This is a genomic window from Pseudomonas sp. LH21 (genome assembly GCF_036549575.1).
GTDB lineage: Bacteria > Pseudomonadota > Gammaproteobacteria > Pseudomonadales > Pseudomonadaceae > Aquipseudomonas > Aquipseudomonas peradeniyensis.
This window is the reverse complement of sequence record NZ_CP144367.1, coordinates 2827573-2844054: the sequence shown is the minus strand read 5'-3', so window position 1 is coordinate 2844054 and position 16482 is coordinate 2827573. Positions and strand designations below refer to the sequence as shown.

General features: G+C 68.8%; 1 protein-coding gene (only partly in view). It reads right to left on the bottom strand.

Annotated features, from left to right (window positions below; genetic code table 11):
* A protein-coding gene (locus VUG52_RS12960; protein WP_331833068.1) for a non-ribosomal peptide synthase/polyketide synthase crosses the window boundary here: on the bottom strand, positions 1–16482 show its 5' portion. Its footprint begins 8973 nt before the window's first position; only the first 16482 of its 25455 coding nucleotides appear in the window; the start codon lies at positions 16480–16482; its stop codon lies off the left edge, out of view.

Genomic DNA, 16482 nt, shown 5'->3' with positions numbered 1-16482 from the left:
TTCCATGGCGGCGTGGTCGAGGAGGATATGGTGCAGCAGCAGGGTCGCCTGCAAGCGGCCCTGTTGCACCTGGCTGCTCAAGTGCATCAACGGTGCGCGGCCCAGGTCCAGGCGCGGGCTGTCCAGTGCCGGCTCAAGGTCCAGGCGCGCCTCGCGCCAGACCACCTGCACCGCTTCGTCGAGCCCCTGCCAGTGCACGCTGGTGCGCAGGATGTCGTGGCGGGCGATGACCTGGTTCAGCGCCGCGACGAAGGCCTCCAGCTCGGCTTGGCCGGCAAAGGCGAAGTTCAGTTGCAGTACGTAGGGGTCGACCTCGGCGCTGGCCAGGTGGTGGTAGAGAATGCCCTGCTGCAACGGCGCCAGGGCGTACAGGTCCTGGATATTGGCCGCGCCGCCGGGAATTCTCTGCACCAGGCTGTCGAGCGCAGCTTGTTCCAACGTCGCCAGCGGCAGCATGTCGGTGGTGAGGCGTGTGCAGCCCGCCGGGATACGGTTGGCCGGCACTTCCAGCGTCACCGCGCCGCCCACCGCCGCCGCCAGCGCCGCCAGGCTCGGCTGGCCGAACAGCACCCGCACATCCGCCGCCAGGCCGGCCTGGCGCATGCGCGCGGTCAGGGTCACGGCCAGCAGCGAGTGGCCGCCGAGTTCGAAGAAGTTGTCATGACGACCGACCCGATCCACGCCCAGCAGTTCGCTCCACAACTGCGCCAGCAGGGTCTCGACTTCGCCTCGCGGCGCCTCGTAGACCTGTTGCGTGGTTTCCGGCTGCGGCAGCGCCTTGCGGTCGAGCTTGCCGTTGGGGCTCAGCGGCAGCGCGTCGAGGTGGGTGAACGAAGCTGGCACCATGAACTCCGGCAACTGGCCCAGCAGCGCCGCGCGCAGCGTGTCCGGCGCCTGCCGGGCGCCGGTGTAGTACGCCACCAGGCGCTGCTCGCGGGCCAGCACCACCGCCTCCTTGACCCCTTCGATACGGGTCAGGCAGGCCTGAATCTCGCCCAGTTCGATGCGCAGGCCGCGGATCTTCACCTGGTCGTCGTTGCGCCCGAGGTATTCCAGGTTGCCATCGGCCAGATAGCGGGCCAGGTCGCCGGTGCGGTACATGCGCCCGCCGGCACTCAGCGAGAACGGGTCATCGAGGAAACGTTCGGCGGTCAACTGCTCGCGGTTGAGATAGCCGCGGGCCACCTGCACGCCACCGATATACAGCTCGCCGGCCACGCCCACCGGTACCGGCTGGCCCTGGGAGTCCAGGACGTACAACGCGGTATTGGCGATCGGCTTGCCGATCGGCGTGTTGTCCGGTGCCGTCACGCAGTGCCAGGCGCTGACATCCACCGCCGCCTCGGTCGGGCCGTACAGGTTGTGCAGCTCGACCGTCGGCAGCTGTGCGTGGAAACGCCTTGCCAGGCTGCCGGGCAAGGCCTCGCCGCTGCACAGCACACGCTTGAGCTGATGTGGCAGAACTTCGCCATGGGCGAGGAACACATCGAGCATCGACGGCACGAAGTGCAAGGTGCTGACCTGCTCTTCACGGATAACCTCGCGCAGGTACTCAGGATCGCGATGCCCGCCAGGGCGCGCCATCACCAGGCGCGCGCCGGTCTGCAGCGGCCAGAGGAACTCCCACACCGACACGTCGAAGCTGAACGGGGTTTTCTGCAGCACCACGTCACCGACGCCCAGCCGGTAGGCGTCCTGCATCCACAGCAGGCGGTTGACCACCCCGGCGTGCTCGTTCATCACGCCCTTGGGCAGGCCGGTGGAGCCGGAGGTGTAGATCACATAGGCCAGGTGTCGCGGGGTCAGCCCGATCACCTGCGGGGCATGCGCCGGCTGCGCCTGCCAGGTTGGCCGATCCAGGTCGATCAGCGGCGCCCGGCTCGCCTGCGGCACGTCGCGGGTGGCACCGTGCACCAGCACCGCCAGCGGCGCGCTGTCATCGAGCATGTGACGGATGCGCTCGGCCGGGTAGTCCGGGTCGACCGGCACGTAGGCGCCACCGGCCTTGAGGATGGCCAACAGGCCTACCACCATCGACAGGCCGCGTTCGACGCAGATCGCCACGCGATCGTCGGGTTTTACCCCCAGCGCAATCAGGTGATGGGCCAGGCGGTTGGCCTGCTCGTCGAGCTGGCGATAGGTCAGCTCACCTTCCTCCGCCCTCACCGCCACAGCGGTCGGGGTGCGTCGAACCTGAGCCTCGATCATGCCGTGCAGGGTCTGCTCCAGGTCGTACGCCACCGCCGTGTCGTTGAACTCGACCAGCACCTGGCGCCGCTCCTCGCCGCTGAGCACCGGCAACCGGTTCAGCGCCTGCTGCGGACGCTGTTCAAGCGCCAGCAGCAGGCCATCGAGCACCTGCAGCATCTGCGCGCAGATCCGCTGCGCGCCCACCTGGGCCGACACCTGCACGCCCAGGCGCAAGCCATCGCCGAAGTCATCGACGTTGAGGCTCAGCGGGTAGTTGGTGCGCCCTTCGCTGCCCAGGGTCTCGATCCCCTCCCAGGCCTGTGGCTGCGGCGTGGCGCGGGTGCTCTGCCGGTAGTTGAGCATGGCGCTGAACAGCGGCAGCGGCGCGGCCACCTGGCTGCAGCGCTGGGCCAGGGCCAGCGAGGCGTGCTCGTGGACCAGCAGCGCCGACAGCTCGCGGTGGGTGGCCAGCACGCCGTCGCGCACGCCCAGCCCGTTCAGGTCGACCCGCAACGGCAGGGTGTTGATGAACATGCCCAGGGCCCGCTCGCTGCCCTCGCCGCCCTGCAGGCGGCCCAGCAGCACGGTGCCGAAGACCACGCGGTCCTTGCCGCAGGCCACCGCCAGCAGGCGTGCCCAGGCCAGGTGCACCAGGCTTGCGGTGCTTACCCCCAGCTGACGGGCATGGTCGCGCAGGCGGCCATAGCGAAGACCGTCGAATTCCACCTCGGCCTCATCGAGGGCCTGGCCTTCGCCCTGTACCTCGCGCAGGCCGAACGGCAGGCTCGGCTCGTCGATATCGCCCAGACGGGCGCGGAAGAACGCCTCGTGCTCGGCCTCGCTGACGCCAAGGCGCGCCTGTGCCACATAGTTGCGATACGGCACCGAGGCCGGCAATGGCTCGCTCTGCCCCAGCAGGTAGCCGCGCAGCTCGGCCTGCACCGCCTGCATGGCGATATGGTCAAGCACGATATGGTGGAACTGCAGCACCGCCTCGACCCGCTGGCTGCCCGGCTCGGTGCGGTGCAGCAGGCGGATCAGCGGCGCCTGGCCGAGGTCCAGGCGCGCCAGGTGGGCATCGTCGAGCGGCGCCAGTTGCAGCGGCGCCTGGCGCCAGACCACCTGCACCGGCTGCGGCAGACCGTCCCAGAGCACTGCAGTGCGCAGGATGTCATGGCGGGCGATGACCTGCTCCAGGGCCTGTGCGAACGCCTGCAGGCGCGCCGCGCTGTCGAAGCGCAGCCGCGCGCGCAGGGCGTAGGGATCGGTGCCCACGGCGCTCAAGTGCAGGTAGAGGATGCCCTCCTGCAACGGCGCCAGGGGGTAGATATCCTGGACATTGGCCGCGCCACCCGGCACCGCGGCGACGATCCGCTCGATGGCGTCCGGCTCCAGGCTCACCAGCGCCAGCATGTCCGGGGTGATATGGGTGCAGCCCGCCGGGATCCGGTTGGCCGGCACCGCCACCGCGCCGCCCTGGCCCAGGGTGGCCGCCAGCGCCGCCACGCTCGGCTGGCCGAACAGGGTGCGTACATCCACCTGCAGTCCGGCCTGGCGCAGGCGCGCGGTCAGGGTCACGGCCAGCAGCGAATGGCCGCCCAGCTCGAAGAAGTTGTCGTGCCGCCCTACCCGCTCCACGCCCAGCAGCTGCGACCAGATCTCGGCCAGCAGCACCTCGGTTTCGCCTTGGGGCGCCTCATACTGGCGCGCCTGCAGGTCCGGCAACGGCAGCGCCTGGCGGTCGAGCTTGCCGTTGGGGGTCAGCGGCCAGCTGTCGAGGTGGATGAACAGCGCCGGCACCATGTACTCCGGCAACCGCGCCAGCAACGCCTGGCGCAGCGCGTCGGCCGGCTGCGGCTCGCCACGGTGGTAGGCGACCAGGCGATCACCGCCGTGTGGGTGTCGGTGGACCAGCACCAGGGCCTCGCGCACACCGGCCACGTGGTTCAGGCATGCCTCGATTTCGCCCGGCTCGATGCGCAGGCCACGCAGCTTGATCTGGTGGTCGGTACGACCGAGGAAGGTCAGGCTGCCATCGGCGGCCTGACGCACCCGATCGCCGCTGCGGTACAGGCGCTCGCCCTCGACGAACGGGCTGGCGATAAAGCGTTCGGCCTGTTGCTCCGGCAACCCCAGGTAGCCACGCGCCACCCCGGCGCCGCCGATATGCAGCTGGCCGGCGACGCCCCAGGGTACCGGCTGGTCGTGGGCATCGAGGACGTACAGGCAGGTGTTGTCGATGGGTTGGCCGATCGGCAATGCCCCGGATGGAATCGGCTGTCCGGGCTCCAGGGTCCAGGCGCTGCAGTCGACCGTGGTCTCGGTGGGACCATAGACGTTATGCAGGCGCACCTGCGGCAAGCGCTGGCGAAGCTGCCGGGCCAGGGCCTCGGTCAGCTCGCCACCGCCGCAGACGATATCGCTGAGGCTGACGCAGGCGGCACTGTCGTCCTGTTCGAGGAACTGCTGCAACAACGCGGGCACGAACTGCACCACGCCGACCTGCTGCTGGCGGATCAGCCCGGCCAGGTACTGCGGGTCGCGCTGGCCATCCGGCTTGGCCAGCACCAGGCGCAGCCCGCTGCACAACGGCCAGAACAACTCCCACACCGAGGCGTCGAAGCTCACCGGGGTCTTGTGCAGCACCGCGCCGCCGGCCGGGAACCGGCGGGCACTCCAGTGCACCAGGTTGGCCAGGTTGCGGTGCTCGACCATCACCCCCTTCGGCAGGCCGGTGGAACCGGAGGTGTAGATCACATAGGCCAGGTGCGCGCCGTTCAGCCCAGGCACCCGTGGGTCGCTGTCCGGCTGCCCGCCCCAGCTCGGTTGATCGAGATCGACCTGCGGCACCGCCGCCTCGCCGACCAGCATCCGCGTGCCTTGTTGCAGCAGCAGCGCTCGCGGCTGGCTGTCGGCGAGCATATGGCCGATACGTTCTGCCGGGTAATCCGGGTCCAGCGGCACATAGGCGCCACCGGCCTTGAGGATGGCCAGCAGGCCGACCACCAGCGACAGGCCGCGCTCGACACAGATCGCCACCCGGTCGTCAGGCTGCACGCCCAGCGCGATCAGGTGATGGGCCAGGCGGTTGGCCTCGGCGTTGAGCTGGCGATAGCTCAGTTGTCCTTCCTCCGACTGCACCGCGACCGCCTCAGGATCGCGTGCCACCTGCTGCTCGAACAACGCCTGGACAGGCTGTTCGAGATCGCCGGCCTGGGCCGTCGCGTTGCAGGCCAGCAACAGATGCTCACGCTCATCGTCCGGCAATACCGGCAGCGCCAGCAGCGCTTGCCGTGGCTGAGCCTCCAGACCTTCGACCATGCCCAGCAGCACGTACCGCAATTGCCCGCAGATCCGCTGGGCACCGACGCTCGCCGGGGTCATCGCCACCAGACGGAAGCCTTCCCCCATGTCGTCCACGCTCAAGCTCAGCGGGTAGTTGCTGCGCTCCTGGCCATCGAGGAACTCGATGCCCTGCCACTCCAGGCGCCGGTCTGCGCTCGCCGCCTGGCCATGGCGGTAGTTGAGCATGGCGCTGAACAGCGGCGCCGGGGCCGGCACGCCACTGCAACGCTGGGCCAGGGCCAGCGACGCATGCTCGTGCACCAGCAAGGCGCTCAGGCGCTGCTGGGTCAGGCGTACGGCGTCCTGCAGGTCGAGGCCCGCAAGGTCGAGGCGCAGCGGCAAGGTGTTGATGAACATGCCCAGGGCCCGCTCGGCGCCCTCGCCGGCCTCCAGGCGGCCCAGCAGCACGGTGCCGAACACCACACGGTCGGTGCCGCTGACGGCCGCCAGCAGGCGGGCAAAGGCCAGGTGGAACAGGCTGGCGGGGCTGATGCCCAGCTGCCGGGCCTGTTGCCGCAGCCGCGCGGCCAGGGTTTCGTCCAGCCACAGCTGGGCTTCCTCGATGGCCTGACCGTCGCCCTGCACATCGCTCAGGCCGTAGGGCAGCGTCGGCTCGTCGATATCGCCCAACTGCGCACGGAAGAACGCCTCGTGCTCGGCCTGGCTGACGCCCAGGCGCGCCTGGGCCACGTAGTTGCGATAAGGCACCGGGGCCTGTACCGGCACGGCGCTGCCCTGCAAGTAGCCCAGCAGCTCAGCGCCGATGATCTCCAGGGCGGTGTGGTCGAGAACGATATGGTGGAACTGCAGCAGCGCCTCGATGCGCTGGCTGCCGGCTTCGTTGCGATGCAGCAGGCGGATCAGCGGCGCCCGGGCCAGGTCGAGGCGTTGCAGGTCTTGCCCATCCAGCGGCGCGACCAGCAGCGGCGCCTCGCGCCAGACCACCTGCAGCGGTTGCGCCAGGCCTTCCCAGAGCACGGCGGTTCGCAGCACGTCATGACGGCTGATGGCCTGGCGCAAGGCCCTGGCGAACGCCTCCAGGCGTGCCGGGCTGTCGAACGCCATGCGCGACTGCAGCACATAGGGATCATGCTCCGGCGAGCTGAGGTGGTGGTAGAGAATGCCTTCCTGCAACGGCGCCAGCGGGTAGATGTCCTGCACGTTGGCCGCGCCGCCCGGCACCGTGGCGACGATGCGCTCGATGGCGGCTGGTTCAAGCTCCACCAGTGGCAGCATGTCCGGGGTGATCTGGGTGCAGCCGGCCGGAATCCGGTTGGCCGGGACCTCGACCTGGCGGCCATGGCCCAGGGTCGCCGCCAACGCCGCCACGGTCGGCTGGCCGAACAGGGTGCGCACGTCGGCCTGCAGGCCGGCCTGGCGCAGGCGCGCGGTGAGGCTCACCGCCAGCAACGAGTGACCGCCGAGTTCGAAGAAGTTGTCGTGGCGACCGACCTGCGCAACGCCCAGCACCTCGGCCCAGAGTGCCGCGATAGTGGTTTCCACGGCGCCTTCCGGCCTCGCGTAGGCCTGACCAGTGAGTATGGCCGGTTCCGGCAAGGCCTTGCGGTCCAGCTTGCCGTGGCTGGTCAGTGGCAGCTCGTCCAGGCGGACGAAGGCTTGTGGTATCAAGTGGCCCGGAAGGCGGGTTTGCAGTCCTTGGCGCAGGGTGTCGAGATCGACCACGGCGTTTTCGGTGAACCAGGCCAGCAGACGTTCGTCACGCACCAGCACCACGGCATCCGCGATACCCGGCTGAGCCTTCAGCGCGGCCTCGATCTCGCCCAGCTCGACCCGCACGCCACGGATCTTCACCTGGTCGTCATTGCGGCCCTGGTAGTCCAGCGTGCCGTCGGCATTCCAGCGCACAAGATCGCCCGTGCGGTACATCCGGCCGCCGTTGAACGGATCGTCGACAAAGCGCTCGGCGGTCAGTTCAGGGCGGTTGAGGTAACCTCGGGCGACCTGCGCACCACCGATGTACAGCTCGCCGGTCACCCCCACCGGTACGGGTTGGCGTTGCTCGTCGAGTACATAGACGCGGGTGTTGGCGGTCGGCTTGCCGATATGCAGCGCACCGCCCGGTTGCAGTTGCCCCGACGTCGCCACCACGGTGGTCTCGGTCGGGCCATAGTTGTTGACCAGCGCAAAGCCCGGATCGCGGTCGAACTGGCGCAGGCGGTCGCCGCCGACCAGCAGCGTGCGCAGGGTCGGGTGCTGGCGTTCGCGACGCAGCGCCTGCTCGGCGACCGGTGTCGGCAGGAAGCTCACTTGCAGCGGCTGCTCCAGCCACCAGTCGAGCAGTTCATCGACATGCTCGCCGCCGATGGACGCCGGCGGCAGGTGCAGCACCGCTCCGGTGCTCAGTGCCGGCCAGGCTTCCCAGGCCATGGCGTCGAAGCCAAAGCCCGCGACACTGGAGGTGTGGCTGCCGGCGCCCAACTCGAAGGCCTGGCAATGCCAGTGAATCAGGTTGGCCAGGGTGCGGTGCTCAACCATCACCCCCTTGGGCTGACCGGTGGAGCCGGAGGTGTAGATGACATAGGCCAGTTGGTTTTCGTCCAGCCCTGCAACCACTGGGTTGCTGGCAGGTTGGTTGAGCCAGTCATCGCCATCCAGCCTGACTTTGGCTGCATCACCGACCAACGCTTCGGTGGCTGATTCGACCAGCACCAGCGCCGGCGCACTGTCGCTGAGCAGATAGGCAATCCGCTGCGCCGGATAACCCGGATCGACCGGCACATACGCCGCGCCGGCCTTGAGCACCGCCAGCATCGCCACCATCCGTTGCGGGCCACGCTCCAGGCATAGCGCCACGCGGTCGCCCAGGAGCACGCCCCGCTCGATCAGGTGATGAGCCAGGCGGTTGGCGCACTGGTTGAGCTCGCCGTAGCTCAGACTCAGCTCACCCTGTACAACGGCCAATGCTTCGGGCGCTTGGGCCTCGACCAGCACGTGCACGGTCTGCCCTTGAGGATAGGCCTCGGCTGTGGCGTTGAAGCCCTCCAGCACCTGGCGCGAAGCCTCGTCATCCAGCATCGGCAGGTCATCCAGCATTTGCCCAGGGCGCTGTTCCAGAGCCTGCAACAGCTGGCCGAGGGTGTTGACCATCCAGCCGCCGATCTGCGAAGCCGGCAGTCCTGCAGCGGTCAGCACGCTCAGGCTGAAGCCTTCGCCCAGGTCATCGACGCTCAGGGTCAGCGGGTAGTTGCTGCGCTCCTCACCACCGAGCTGGCGCACGCCCTGCCAGATGCCTTCGCCGTCGCGAGCGACGCCCTCGGTGCTGTGGCGGTAGTTGAGCAAGGCACTGAACAGCGGCGCCGAAGCGGCGACGCCGCTGCAACGCTGGGCCAGCGCCAGGGGCGCATGCTCGTGACCGAGCAGGGCCGACAGCCGCTGGTGGGTGACACGCAGCGCCTGGTCAACCGGCAACGCGGTGTCCACCCGCAATGGCAGGGTATTGATGAACATGCCCAAGGCCCGGTCGGCACCCTCGCCCGCTTGCAGACGGCCCATCAGCACAGTACCGAATACCACGTCGCGACGCCCCGCCAGCACACCCACCACGCGAGCCCAGGCCAGGTGCACCAGGCTGGCGGCGCTGACGCCGCGCTGCCGCGCCTGCTCACGCAAGCCATGGGCCAGGGTGGCCGGCAGCATCAGCGCGGCATGTTCGACCCGCCCACCGTCCCCCTGCACATCAGCCAGGCCGTACGGCAGGGTAGGCTCGTCGATATCACCCAGTTGCGCGCGGAAGAACGCCTCATGGCCGGCCTGATCGTCGCCCAGGCAGACCTGGGCGACATAGTTGCGATACGGCACCGCGGCGGGCAGTGTGGCGCCACGCCCGTCCAGCAACGCCTGCATCTCCTCGCCGACCACGGCCATGGCTGCGTGGTCGAGGGTCAGGTGGTGGAACTGCAACAGGGCTACCCACTCGCCTTGGCGCGGATCCTCGGCATAGACCAGGCGCAGCAAGGGCGCCCGGGTCAGGTCCAGACGCTGCTGACGGGCATCGAAACGGGCCTGCAGTTGCTCGATTACCGCCTCTTCGCCCAGGCCGGTGACTTCGCTGACCGCCAGGCGAGCCTGGCGCCAGACCACCTGCACCGGCTTGTCCAGTCCCTCCCAGACCACCGAGGTACGCAGGATGTCGTGGCGATCGATGACCTGTTGCAGGGCCTCGGCCCAGGTACGCAGCCGCTCCAGGCTGTCGAAGGCCAGGCGCGACTGCAGCAGGTACGGGTCGCCCTGCTCGGCTCTGAGGTGATGGTAGAGGATGCCTTCCTGAAGCGGCGCCAGCGGGTAGATTTCCTGCACGTTGGCCGCACCACCCGGCACGCTGGCGACGATACGGTCGATGCTGGCCTGGTCCAGCTCGATCAGGCTGAGCATGTCCGGCGTGATGTGTATCGCATCGCTTGGGACCCGGTTGGCCGGCACCTCGATCTCACGTCCCGAGCCCACCGCAGCCGCCAGCGCAGCCAGGGTCGGCTGGGCGAACAGCACGCGCACATCGGCATCCAGCCCGGCCTTGCGCATGCGCTCGATCAGGCTTACCGCCAGCAGCGAGTGGCCGCCCAGTTCGAAGAAGTGGTCATGGCGACCGACCTGCTCGACCTTGAGCACCTCGGCCCAGATCGCAGCCAGCGCGGTTTCGATCTCACCTTGCGGCGCCTCGAAGGCACGGCTGACCAACGCATCGCTGCCCGGCTGCGGCAAGGCACGGCGGTCGAGCTTGCCGTTGGCAGTCAGCGGCAACGCGTCCAGGCGCACGTAGGCCGACGGCAGCATGTAGTCCGGCAGCACGCCTTGCAGACGCTCATGCAGCTCGCCGATGGTCGGCGCCTGGCCGGTGAAGTAAGCGACCAGGCGCTTGTCGCCCGGCACATCCTCGCGCACGATCACGGCGGCATCACGCACACCCGGGCACTCACCCAGGCGCGCCTCGATCTCGCCCAGCTCGATACGGAAACCACGTAACTTGATCTGCTGGTCGACACGGCCCAGGTAACGCAGGGTGCCATCGGCCTGCCAGCTCACCAGGTCGCCGCTGCGGTACATCGTGCCGCCGTTGAACGGATCCGGCAGGAAGCGCTCAGCCGTCAGTTCCGGCTGCCCCAGATACCCCAGGGCCACACCGTCACCGGCAATGTACAACTCGCCCACCGCGCCCACTGGCAGCAACTGCTGGCGGGCATCGAGCACGTAGCAGCGGCTGTTGCCGATCGGTTTGCCAATCGGGATGCTGCCCTCGCCCACCTCGGTGATTTCGTGGGTAGTGCTGAAGGTGGTGGCCTCGGTCGGGCCGTAGCCATTGAGCAGGTGTTGGGGCGCGCCCTCGCGCAGTACCCGGGCGATCACCGCCGGGTCCAGCACATCGCCACCGACCATCAGGTAGCGCAGCGCTCGGAACGCCGGCAGCAGGTCATCGGCGAACTGATGGAACAGGCCAGCGGTCAGCCACAGCACGGTGACGCCCTGCTCCAGCAGCACTTCGCGCAGGCCCTGGCGCGACAGCACCTGGTCCTGGTCGATCACCACCACCGCGCCGCCGTTGAGCAGTGGCGCCCAGACTTCCAGGGTGCTGGCGTCGAACGCCGGGTTGGAAGCAAAGGCCACGCGGTCCTGGCTGTTGAAATCGGCGAAACCGTTGTTGATCACCAACCGCACGATGGCCCGGTGCGGCACCTGCACGCCCTTCGGCGTGCCGGTGGAGCCAGAGGTGTACATGATGTATGCCGCGCTGCCGGCGTCAACCGCCAGGCCCAGCGGCGCATCCGCGTAGCCCCCCAGCTCGAGCCGGTCGAGTTCGACCCGACGCGCACCCTCCACTTGCGGCTGGTCGCTGTGGGTCAGCACTAACCGCGCCTGGCTGTCGGCCACCATGAACGCCTGGCGTTCGGCCGGGGCGTTGCCGTCCAGCGGCACGAACACCGCCGCGCATTTGCTGACGGCCAGCTGGGCCGCCAGCAGATCGAACGAACGAGGCAGCAACAAGGCCACGCGATCGCCAGCCCGCACGCCCTGTTCGAGCAGGAAATAGGCCAGGCGATTGGCCTGGACCTCGAGCTCGGCGAAGGTCCATCGACGCTGACCCTGGACCACCGCCAGCGCATCCGGTGAATTCATGGCCTGGGCTTCGAACAACCGATGCACGGCCAGTTCACGCGGATACTCCCGCGCCGTGGCGTTGAACTGCCCCAGCACGCGCTCGCGCTCCGCTTCCGGCAAATGATGCAGGCTGCGCAAGGCACTCATCGGCGCCTGTTCCAGCGCCGTGACCAGTTGCAACAGCGCCATGCGCAGCAGCTGGCAGACCCGGCCACCGTCCACGGGTGCCGCGGCCTGCACCGTCAGCCTGAGGTCATCACCATAGTCATCGACACTGACCACCAGCGGGTAGTTGCTGCGCTCTTGGGCGGTCAGCAGCTCGATCCCGGCCCAGGCTGGCCCCTGGGCGGGTTGACCGGCACTGTGGCGATAGTTCAACAAGCTGGTAAACAGCGCCTGGGACACCGGCACGCCACTGCAACGCTGGGCCAGCGCCAGGGACGCTTGCTCGTGGGCCAGCAGGCGTGCCAGGCGCTGGTGGGTCAGGCGTACGCCATCGGCCACGCCTGCGTCACCCACGCTGACCCTCAGCGGCAAGGTGTTGATGAACATGCCCAGCGCCCGTTCGGCGCCCTCGCCGCCCTGCAGGCGACCGAGCAGCACGGTGCCAAACACCACGTCCTCGCGGCCGGACAACTGCGCCAGCACCTGCCCCCAGGCCTGGTGCACCAGGCTGGCGACGCTGACGCCCAGCGTCCTGGCCTGGCCACGCAGGCGTGCGCCCAGTTCCGGCTCCAACGGCTGGCGGCTTTCATTGACCAGGGCCGTATCAACCTGGGCCTCGCGCAATCCGAACACCTCGGTCGGTTCGTCGATATCGCCCAGCAGCTCGCGGAACAGCGCCTCGTCGGCCTGCGGGTCGGCGCCCAGACGCGCCTGGGCCACGTAGTTGCGGTACGGCACGCTGTCCGGCAGCGCCGTCTGCCCTTGCAGCAAGGCACCGATCTCGGCCACCAGTTGCTCCACGGCAGTGTGGTCGAGGAGGATATGGTGCAGCAGCAGGGTCGCCTCCAGGCGACCCGCCTGGACCTGGCTGCTCAGGCGCAGCAATGGCGCCTGCCCCAGGTCGAGCCGCAGTGTCTCCAGCGCCGGGCTCGGCACCAGCGGCGCCTCGCGCCAGACTACCTGCACCGCCTCGTCGAGGCCCTGCCAGTGCAGGCTGGTGCGCAGGATGTCGTGGCGGGCGATGACCTGGTTCAGCGCCGCAACGAATGCGTCCAGCTCGGCCTGGCCGGCAAAGGCGAAACGCGCCTGCACCACGTAGGGGTCGGCGCCTTCGCTGGCCAGGTGATGGTAGAGAATGCCCTGCTGCAACGGCGCCAGGCCGTAGATGTCCTGGACATTGGCCAGGCCACCGGGAATCTGTCGCACCAGTGCATCGATGGCGTCCTGGTCGAGGCTGGCCAGGGGCAGCATGTCCGGGGTGATCCGCGTGCAGCCGGCGGGAATGCGGTTGGCCGGCACGGCGACGGCCGCACCCCCACCCACCGATGCGGCCAGCGCTGCCAAGGTAGGCTGGCTGAACAGCACCCGCACATCGGCTTGCAGCGCCTGCTGGCGCATGCGCTCGACCAGACGCACCGCCAGCAGCGAATGACCGCCCAACTCGAAGAAGTTGTCGTCACGGCCTATCGCCTCGACACCCAGCAGTTCCGTCCAGATCGCCGCCAGGGCAGTCTCGACCGCCCCCTCGGGTGCCTGGTACTGCCGCGTCGGCGCTTCGGGCGCCGGCAGGGCCTTGCGGTCGACCTTGCCGTTGGGTGTCAACGGCATGGCCTCGAGGTGGATGAACAGCGCCGGTACCATGTACTCAGGCAGTTGCACCAGCAGATGCTCGCGCAGGTCTTGCGCGACCTGGGCTTGGCCGGTGTGGTAGGCCACCAGGCGTGGGCCGCTGTGCGGGTGCTCGTGAACCAGCACCAACGCCTCGCGCACGCCAGGCAGGCGGTTCAGGCAGGCCTCGATCTCGCCCGGCTCGATACGCAGGCCACGCAGCTTGACCTGGTGGTCGTTACGGCCAAGGAACGCCAGGTTCCCGTCCGCGCGCTGACGCACCAGGTCACCGCTGCGGTACAGGCGCTCACCCTTGACGAACGGACTGTCGATAAAGCGCTCAGCCTGCTGCCCGGCCAGCCCCAGATAGCCCCGCGCCACCCCCGCGCCACCGATGTGCAGGTGCCCGGCCACGCCCCACGGCAGTGGCTGGTCGGCATCGTCCAGGACGTACAGGCGGGTATTGTCGATGGGTCGGCCAATCGGCAGCGCACCGTGGGGCACAGGTTGTCCGGGCTCCAGGGTGAAGACAGTGCAGTCGACCGTGGTTTCGGTGGGTCCGTAGACGTTGTGCAGGCGCGCCTGTGGCAGGCGCTCGCGCACCTGGCGCGCCAGGGATTCGGTCAGCTCGCCGCCGCCGCAGACGATATCGGTCAGGCTGGTGCACTGCGCGCTGCGCGCCTGCTCGACGAACTGCTGCAACAGCGCCGGCACGAACTGCACCACACTGACCTGCCGTTCGATGATCTCCCGTGCGACATAATCCGCGTCGCGCTGGCCGTCCGGTCGCGCCAGCACCAGCCGCAACCCGCTGCCCAGCGGCCAGAACAGCTCCCACACCGAGGCGTCGAAACTGATCGGCGTCTTGTGCAGCAGCGCGCCGTCAGCGCTGGTCGGGCACAGCCCGGCGGCCCAGCGCACCAGGTTGACCACGCTGCGGTGCTCGACCATCACCCCCTTGGGCGTGCCGGTGGAGCCAGAGGTGTAGATCACATAGGCCAGGTGCCGTGGGGTAAGCCCGGCCACCCGTGGGCGGGTGGCCGGCAAGGCTTCCCAGGTCGGCTGGTCGAGGTCGACTTGCGCTACCGCCACCTCGCCCAGTACCTCGCGGGTCGCGCTATGGACCAGCACCGCCAGTGGCGCGCTGTCTTCGAGCATATGACGAAGGCGCCCGGCAGGATAACCCGGATCGAGCGGCACGTAGGCGCCACCCGCCTTGAGGATGGCCAGCAGGCCGACCACCATCGACACCCCGCGTTCGATGCAGATCGCCACCCGGTCGTCAGGTCTTACCCCAAGTTCGATCAGGTGATGGGCCAGGCGGTTGGCCTGCTCGTCGAGTTGGCGATAACTCAGTCGCTCGCCATCGGCCTCCAGCGCAACGGCTTCGGGGCGCAGCTGCGCCTGGTGTTCGAACAGGGCGTGCAGCGGCAGGTCCAGGTCATGGTCGACCGCCGTGTCATTGCAGTCCACCAGCAGGTGATGGCGTTCCTCCAGCGTCAGCACCGGCAGCTCCAGTAATGGCCGCTCGGGCTGCTGCTCGAGTGCCTCCACCACCCCTTCAAAAACTTGCCGCAACTGCCCACACAAGCGCTCTGCGCCCCACTCGGCGAGCGCCTGGACCGTCAGGCGCAGGTCCTCGCCCAGATCGTCGACGGCCAGGCTCAACGGGTAGTTGGTGCGTTCCTCGGCCCCCACCACATCGATGCCCGGCGCCACCGCGATCACCTCGGCCGCATCACCCGCCGCGCTGTGGCGGTAGTTGAGCATGCTGTTGAACAGCGGCGTCGGCGCCAGCACGCCGCTGCAGCGCTGGGCCAGGGCCAGGGGCGCCTGCTCATGGCCGAGCAACGCCGTCAGTTGTCGATGGGTGACCAACAGCGCTTCACGCACGCCCTGCCCGCGCAGGTCGACACGCAGCGGCAAGGTATTGATGAACATCCCCAGGGCCTGTTCGCCGCCCTCACCCGCCGCCATGCGCCCAAGCAGCACACTGCCGAACACCACCGACTCACGCCCGGACAGCGCCCCCAGCAGGCGCGCCAGCCCCAGGTGCATGATGCTCGCCGGGCTCACGCCGAGCAGCCGTGCCTGGGCTCGCAGGCGCTGGCTGAGGCTCGGAGCCAGGGTCAGCCTGGCTTCCTCCATGGCCTGGCCGGCCACCTCCTGGACGCCGAAGGCCAGGGTCGGCTCGTCGATATCGGCGAGCATGGCGCCGAAGAAGGCCTCATGGGCCTGTTCATCCTGGGCCTGCCGACTTCTGGCCAGCAGGTCGCGGAACGGCACCGGGGCCGGCAGTCGCTCGCCCTCACCCGCCAGGTACGCCTGGATTTCGCGGCGCACGATATCCAGCCCGGTGTGATCCATGACGGTGTGATGAAACAGCAGCAAGGCCAGAACCTCGCCATCGCGGGACTGGGCATGCACTAGCCGCAGCAGCGGCGCCTGGCCCAGGTCCATGCGGTAGTGATGCGTGTCGAAGCATTCGCGCAGCCGGCCCAGCACATCCCCGTCGCCGTTCAGCTCGACGGCCTCGCAGACCAGCGGTGCCTTGCGCCACACCACCTGCAGCGGCTGGTCGAGGTATTCCCAGGCCAGCGCGGTGCGCAGGATGTCGTGGCGTTGGATCACCCAGTCGAGCGCCTCGGCGAACGCCTGCAGGCGCGCGGGGCTGGCAAAACGCAACTGCGCCTGCAGCACGTAGGGGTCGCCCTCGGCCGCCGTGAGGTGGTGGTAGAGCATGCCCTCCTGCAGCGGTGCCAGCGGGTAGATGTCCTGCAGGTTGGACGCGCCGCCGGGCACCGTGGCGACAATGCGGTCGATGGCCGCCTGGTCGAGGCCGGCCAGCGGCAGCATGTCGGGGGTGATGCGCAACGCCGGGCTCAACCAGCCATGATCCAGGCCGGCGAGCATCTCCAGCAGTGCCGGCTTGTGGGCCGCCAATGCATCCCACAGGGCGTCATCGAGGGTGTCTTCATCGCCTTCGACGATCAGGTCGGCCTCCTCGCGCTGGAGTCGGATCGCACGGGTGGAGAGCGCTGCCATGAGTTCGCTGAAGAGCAT